6 protein-coding genes and 1 CRISPR repeat array are annotated in these 7095 nt (G+C 52.1%); of the genes, 2 read left to right on the plus strand and 4 right to left on the minus strand.

Translation table 11 applies throughout. The annotated features are described in order from the left end of the window. Positions 1 to 570: 570 nt before the first annotated feature. On the plus strand, positions 571 to 729 hold the full coding sequence (locus tag L692_RS33430; protein WP_269636720.1) for a helix-turn-helix domain-containing protein: 159 nt from the start codon (positions 571 to 573) through the stop codon (positions 727 to 729). 77 nt (positions 730 to 806) lie between these two features. Continuing rightward, a CRISPR array of direct repeats spans positions 807 to 2034; the repeat unit is 32 nt; unit sequence ATTTCAATCCACGCTCCCGCACGGGGAGCGAC. 174 nt (positions 2035 to 2208) lie between these two features. On the opposite strand, the gene L692_RS0107005 is transcribed toward L692_RS33430, so the two are convergent. The 4 genes from L692_RS0107005 to L692_RS30525 all read right to left on the minus strand — a co-directional run bounded on the left by L692_RS0107005 (position 2209) and on the right by L692_RS30525 (position 5782). Further along, entirely contained in the window at positions 2209 to 2967 is a 759-nt protein-coding gene (locus L692_RS0107005; RefSeq protein ID WP_025698415.1) for a DUF3600 domain-containing protein, read from the minus strand. Then, positions 2957 to 3538, minus strand: coding sequence for a sigma-70 family RNA polymerase sigma factor (locus L692_RS0107010; protein ID WP_025698416.1), 582 nt, complete (start codon positions 3536 to 3538; stop codon positions 2957 to 2959). Before L692_RS0107010 ends, L692_RS0107005 begins: the two co-directional genes overlap by 11 nt. Before the next feature lie 387 nt (positions 3539 to 3925). Then, positions 3926 to 4567 (minus strand): response regulator transcription factor, encoded by a 642-nt coding sequence (locus L692_RS0107015; RefSeq protein ID WP_198027716.1) that lies wholly within the window; start codon positions 4565 to 4567, stop codon positions 3926 to 3928. A gap of 63 nt (positions 4568 to 4630) precedes the next feature. Beyond that, entirely contained in the window at positions 4631 to 5782 is a 1152-nt protein-coding gene (locus L692_RS30525) for a sensor histidine kinase (RefSeq protein WP_025698419.1), read from the minus strand. 194 nt (positions 5783 to 5976) lie between these two features. On the opposite strand from L692_RS30525, the gene L692_RS0107025 reads away from it, so the two are divergent. Further along, positions 5977 to 6909: an ABC transporter ATP-binding protein gene (locus tag L692_RS0107025; protein WP_025698421.1), complete on the plus strand. Its 933-nt coding sequence runs from the start codon at positions 5977 to 5979 to the stop codon at positions 6907 to 6909. Positions 6910 to 7095: the final 186 nt, after the last annotated feature.

The raw sequence follows: 7095 nt of genomic DNA on the forward strand, positions 1-7095 counted from the left end.
ATTTTTATGGGAGCTTGGGGTTCGCACCAAACATAACAATACAGGTCCGGGGCAGCAACATGTTGAGGTTACTGTTTTCCCCGGGACTTTGCCTCTTTTTCTATGGCTTCAATCAGGCTGAGGTCTGGATTTGTTTTCCTATAGCAGATCGCCAGTTCAGCAGTCCATTTTTCATTTTTAACAATTTTATGTATAAACTGATTGCATCTGGATGGAGAATCTAATATGATTTGCATGTCTTTTTTTAATCCCTGTCCTTCAAGCGGATATGCAGCATCTGAACAAGTTCTTGAAATGTAAGGTCTGGATCATAGTGGGCGACGTCTGGGCATATGCATCCTCACCGAATTTTTTAAAAATATCTATCTGCAAAAAGCAAGCTGACTGCGAATGGTTTTTCTTTGTACAATTGCACTTTTAAAGTTCAACTCTTGCATCCACAATATACCACATGCACATTTGTAGTGTAACATTTTGATTCGGAGGACCGAAATGGAATTTAACAAATATACACTTCACTGCAAACTGGACGAGATTTTGAAGGAGCATGGTAATCTGTAAATTTTGAGATTGTCAAAAGAGATAGGGCATCGCAGAACAACCATCATGGAATTGATGCATAACACCAACATGGAGAAGAAAAAAATCTCGGCAGAACTGATCGTGAAGTTATGTTTATATTTCGACATCAGCCCGAGCGATTTATTTGAGGTTCGCGCAAAAGAGTAATATTCCCCTAGGTAACGAAAGCACCGAAACTCTGCTGTAAAAGCGGAGCTTTCGGTGCTTTTTCATATTAGTGTTTAATTTCAAACCACGCTACCGCATGGGGGGCGACGAGAAATATGACTTGACGCAATTTGACAAGGATGACATTTCAATCCATGCTCCCTCACGGGGAGCGACTGACAAAGCCGGACGTTACGCCACATACCAAGATATTTCAATCCACGCTCCCTCACGGGGAGCGACAATACGCCAATTCAAGGAACCGCAGCCGACGTAATATTTCAATCCACGCTCCCTTACGGGGAGCGACATTCCGCTGTCGGCCGGGCGCTGGCGGCGCGGCGTCATTTCAATCCACGCTCCCGCACGGGGAGCGACGTAAACAATCGCTTTACAGCACCACCGATATCGATTTCAATCCACGCTCCCGCACGGGGAGCGACGTGTACTTGATGACGACCCAAGTGGCCAATATGATATTTCAATCCACGCTCCCGCACGGGGAGCGACGGCATTTTACGGAGTTTCCGCACGCAATCCCGAACAATTTCAATCCACGCTCCCGCACGGGGAGCGACTTGTGACGGACTGATTGGCCCACGGTGTATTCGATTTCAATCCACGCTCCCGCACGAGGAGCGACCTGATCCAAGCGGTCCGGAAATAGTTGGATCTCGCTATTTCAATCCACGCTCCCGCACGGGGAGCGACTGCAGGAATCCGGCACAGACGTAGTGATGCAAACGCATTTCAATCCACGCTCCCGCACGGGGAGCGACGCGCTTGATTTCAGTAAGCTTCAGATCATCGATATTTCAATCCACGCTCCCGCACGGGGAGCGACTCCCATTCACACAACGCTACCTCGTCGCCTACACATTTCAATCCACGCTCCCGCACGGGGAGCGACGCGTTCGACCCAAGCTGCCATTCGGCGCTCAAACTATTTCAATCCACGCTCCCGCACGGGGAGCGAACAAGTTATCGGATGCCATACAATTACTGCGGCATATTTCAATCCACGCTCCCGCACGGGGAGCGAAAGAAATAACCGATGTGCTGGTCGGTTTAGAAAATATTTCAATCCACGCTCCCGCACGGGGAGCGATCAAACTCCATCCTCTTCACCCTTTCTCTAAATAATTTCAATCCACGCTCCCGCACGGGGAGCGAATATAATCATCTACCGCATATGGTGCGATTTTTTATTTCAATCCACGCTCCCGCACGGGGAGCGACGAGATAACCCGGACTTTGCTGGCATTGCATCTATATTTCAATCCACGCTCCCGCACGGGGAGCGAAGCGCCCGCTGCGATCCCTTGCTCCGCAAGGAATTGCAAACGCTTTAGTGCGAACCTCTTAAAAACGGCTCTTTAAAAAGGGCTTCCTACTATAAAATAACGCGAAAACCCTTGTCCCGCAAGGGGTGCGAATCCCCCGGGGTTTTTATGGGAGCTTGGGGTTCGCACCTTTGTTCTATTTCACCGGCTTCAGCATAATTCCCAGCTGACTTTGGTAGGGTTCCAGTTGCCGAATCAGTTCCTTCAATTGCTCCTTCTCCTCGTTCGTAAAGGCACGAACGCTGCCGTCCGACCGGGACGCTTGGGCTTGCAGCTTTTGAATCTCGCCGATGATTCCTTTTACTTTGGCAAGATCCGCACTGCTGAGGTTTTGCTCCGCATGGGCCAGCACCTCTTTCCAGGCGTCGTCCGCCTGTTGCCCGTTTTCTTTCACGCCCCCATTCCCGGCTCCCTCCGCGTTCAATTTCTCAAAATAAGGTTCAAGCTCCGCGTTCAGCTTCTTATAGGCTTCCTGCTCTTCAGGGCTCAGCCGCTCGGGATGCAGCGCTCCCTTGTCATCGGCTATTTTCAGATTATAATCTCCCAATTTTTTAAGCAGGCCCATCAGCTTGGCGAACTCCTGCGGGTTAAGGCTCTGCTTTGCCGCTTGCAGCTTCTTCTCAAGATGGTCATACTGCTGCTGGGTGCCGCCGAATTGCTCAAGCCGCTCCTGCGAGCCGTATACGGAGTCCGCCAGGTAGTGATACCCGGCATAGGCTCCGGTAGGAACGAGCAGCACGGCGGCCAGAATGCCGACCGCAATCCATTTTTTCATTCTTCTTCCCTCCGGTCTCAATGATTGGTGATTCAGTATTCTGTCCTTCAGCTCCGGCGGCGCCGTCCAGCCCCTGCTTTCTTCCCGCAATGCCTCCCGCAGCTCTTCCTCAAGCTTCATGCAGCTTCTCCACCTTTCCCCTATGCAAAATCTGACTGCTCCGCTTGCTGCGCAGCTTCTTCAAGGCGGCGTGAATCCGGGACTTCACCGTTCCCAGAGGAATGCCGAGCGCATCCGCAATTTCCTCCTGCGAATACTCGTTCAAATAGTGCAGAATCACAACCTGCTTCAGCTTGTACGGAAGGCGTTCCACGCTTGCGATCAGGGGGCGGTAAGATACTTTATCCACCACTTCCCCCGAAAAATCGTGATCCAGGGTGGTACTCCGCTGGACTTTTTTAATCAGGCGGATATGATTCCACCTCCTTCTCCGGTAGGCCCGGATTTGCCGCATGACCACCCCCATCAGCCACGGACGGAAAGGCCGCGCCGCATCATACTGCCCAAGGGACCGGTACATCTGCATGTAGATCTCTTGGACGACATCATCCGTATCGGATGACCCGCCAATGAGGAAACGGACGGTTCGGTACACCTCGGTTATCGTTCTTTCATACAGCTGGCTATACGCTTCACGGCTGCCGGCAAGCACAAGCGCTGCGAGCTGCGAATCCTGGTTGGGATGATTCATCCGCCATTCCCCCTTCGGTCTTACACTCTATACTTGGAGAGTACCGGAGAATTCGTTCGAATTATTTTGGGCGTCCGGCTATAATAACCGGAAAATCCCCCTTTATTCTTCTGATTGTGGACTCGTTTGGGACATCAGACGGAAAAACTCCAGCTAATCTCTGGCATGAGGCCAGATTCCGGCACTTTCCTCCGAATTAGCTGGAGCATTTCCCTTTAGTCCGCGCTGCACCTCGGTTTCGCATCGAATTAGCTCCGCTTTTTCCGTTTAAACTCTCTCGTTTCGTCTCTTCCGTCGCTTCTCGGCTCAGACATAACGGATAAACTAAACATCAGCCACAAGAAAAAAGCCCGCAGCGGGCGCGGGCAGTACGGTTATCGGAATTCATCAGATCCTGTCCAGCTTGCTCAGATACAGGATAAGCTCGGTCCGGTTGCCCAGCTCAAGCTTTTCCAGTATCCGGGACATATAGTTTTTCACCGTACCTTCCGTGACGAAAAGCGCCTCGCCGATGGCCTTGTTGCTCTTGCCGGAAAGAAGATACCGCGCCGTTTCGAGCTCTCTTGGAGTAAGCAGATGCAGCTTGTTCTCCGTCTCCGGGCCCTCTTTCCGTTTGCCCTGAAAGGCCTCCGCCATCTTCGCCGCCACCTTCGGATTGAGCAGAACGCCGCCTTCCCACACGGTCTTGATGGCATTCATGATCTCCCGCGAGCCCGAATCCTTCAAAATGTAGCCGTCGGCGCCATTCTTGAGACCTTCGAAAATATACTCGTCCTCGTTGAAGGTGGTCAGGATGATCACCTTGATGGCCGCATACCGCTGCTTTACCGCAAGGGTGGCCTCAATTCCATCCATTTCGGGCATCCGGATATCCATCAGAATGACGTCGGGGACGGCATGGTCGAGCAGTTGAAGCAGCTCTCGCCCATTCTTCGCTTCTCCAAGAATATGAATCTCTTCATGAAGGCTTAAAATCATTTTCAAACCCTCTCTGACAATGACTTGATCGTCGGCAATCACCACATTGATCATACAGCAGATCCTCCACCTGACCGCATTTGGTATAACGGCATTCTCCGATTTGCTGGGACTTCACCCCGGAATACGGACTTCGAGTGTGAAGCCTTTTTCCTCACCCGATTGAATATGAAGCTTGCCTCCAAGGACCGCCGCGCGCCTTTCGATTCCCTGCAATCCGTCCGATTTCATGAGATGGCCGCTCCCCAGCCCATTATTGTTTACGACCAGCATAATTTCCGCTTCGCGCTTGCGGATATCCACCGTGAAGGCCGTCGCCCGGCCATGCCGGATGCCGTTGGTGACCGCTTCTCTCACCGTTTTATACAGGCAGCTTTTGATATCCGGCTCTTCGTTTTCCAGTTCCTCATCCATTCGCAGGTCAAACTGAATCCGGTCCGTCCGCTCGAAGTTGGCGAAAATCTCATGCAGAGAACTGCGGAGAGGCCAGGCGGAGTCGGACTCCCGAAGCACACTCACCGCTTCCCTGAGATTCGCCATCCCTTCCCTCGAAATCTCATGGGCCTTGGAGATAACTTCCTTGGTCTTGGCGGGGAATTTGTCCATGGCATACTCCGCATATTCCAGATTCATGCTCAGGGCAATGAGGGAATGCCCGATCGAATCATGCAGTTCCTGGGCGATGCGGGCCCGTTCTTTGGCAACTGCCAGTTCTTCTATATTGTTCGAGTATTCCTTTAATTTCCGGTTTGCTGATTCCAGCTCGGAATACAACTGTTCGGTCTTTACCTTTTCGCTGACGATGCTCCGGAACAGCATCCCGACTAATACAAAGCTCCCATAATTGACAGCCGCATTTTCCAGTACTTCCGCGGAGGGATCGAGCATAAACGGCATAATAAAGCCCGCGAAATGGAACAGCAGCAGAAACACGGAGACGTCCCCGGCAAATATGAATATTTCAATAACAAGCATCAGGGTGTAGATCGATATAGCGGAATCTGGGGCAACGCAGCTTATTCCTCCAAGAAGCGCAGTGCTGACGACGATAGAGATCAGGAATCCTTGCCTGTTCACTCCAAGGCACCGGCGGCTTCTAACATAGTCGTTAATACCCGCAAGCAGCGCGGCGGCCAGCAGAAGACTGCCGGTCCCCGGACGGGTCAGTGTGTAATCCAGAAGCCTGTTCAATATGGCCAACAGCATGCAACCCTTGAATGCGAGCAGAACGAGAACCCTGTTCCTGGGAGATGCGAATATTCTCATCCTTCAACCCTTCCTTAATAAAAAAGACATTGCTGGGGCCAATCATATCATGTTCTCCCGGCAAACTGTAGATGACGAAAGTAATCAATATATTGATAACTTTCGTGAATTGGGAAGCCGCCGGTTTAGCCGTACAATAAGTCCGTAACTTGAAAGTAGCGTGAAACGAACCGCCACGGGAAAGGATGGAAATGATGCTCGAACTGATCAATCTTACTAAAAAATACGGCCGGTATACCGCCGTCGACAACGTTTCGCTAAAGGTTGAGGACGGAGAAATTCTCGGGCTGCTGGGGCCGAACGGAGCCGGAAAGTCCACGACCGTCTCCATGATTTCGACCACGCTCTCGCCGACCGGAGGCGAAATACGCATAAGCGGCAAATCCCTTCACAAGCATCCGCTGGAAATCAAGAAAATCATGGGAATCGTCCCCCAGGACATCGCCCTGTACGAACCGCTGAGCGCCAGAGACAATCTGGAATTTTTCGGATGCCTGTACGGACTTTCCGGCAAGGCGCTGGGCCGCAGAGTCGACGAGGTGCTGGAGATTATCGGGCTTCAGGATAAGCAGAAGCAGGATGTGTCCCAGTTCTCGGGAGGGATGAAACGGAGAGTCAATATCGGCGCGGCGCTGATGAACTCTCCCCGGCTGCTGATTCTCGACGAACCGACGGTCGGCATTGATCCGCAGTCCAGAAATCACATTCTGGAGACGGTCCGCCGGCTTAACCGGGAACGGGGAATGACCGTGATCTATACGAGCCACTACATGGAGGAAGTAGAAGCTGTCTGCCAAAGAGCCGCCATTATGGATCACGGAAAGCTCATCGCGCTCGGGACAAAAGACGAACTCCGGGAAAGCCTCGGCGTCCTGGACACTTTAACCGTAGACATTCAGCCTTCCGGACAGGCGAAGGCGGCGGACATCGAAAATCTTCCCGGAGTGAGGCGGGTAGCCCTGGAGCCTGACCGGCTTGTGATCCTGCTGTCGCCGAAGGAGGGAAGCCCCATCGGCATACTGGACGCTCTGAAGCAATCGGGCCTTCAGCCGACAAGCTTCAAATACGAAGAGGCCAACCTGGAGCATATTTTTCTTCAGGTGACCGGCAAATCGTTAAGGGACTAAGGGAGGGAAATTCATTGAACCGATTGGCGCATCTCCTGCTCCTCGATATTCGGCTGCTGGCCAAATCCAAAGTATTTTACTTTAAGCTCATCCTGCTCCCCCTTGCCCTGATTCTGATTCTCGGCTCTCTCTTTGACGGCTCTGGCTCCAGACCTGCGGACACGCGGCCCGTTCATACGGCTGCCG

Origin of the sequence: Paenibacillus forsythiae T98 (assembly GCF_000520735.1) — a bacterium.
Taxonomy (GTDB): domain Bacteria; phylum Bacillota; class Bacilli; order Paenibacillales; family Paenibacillaceae; genus Paenibacillus_AQ; species Paenibacillus_AQ forsythiae.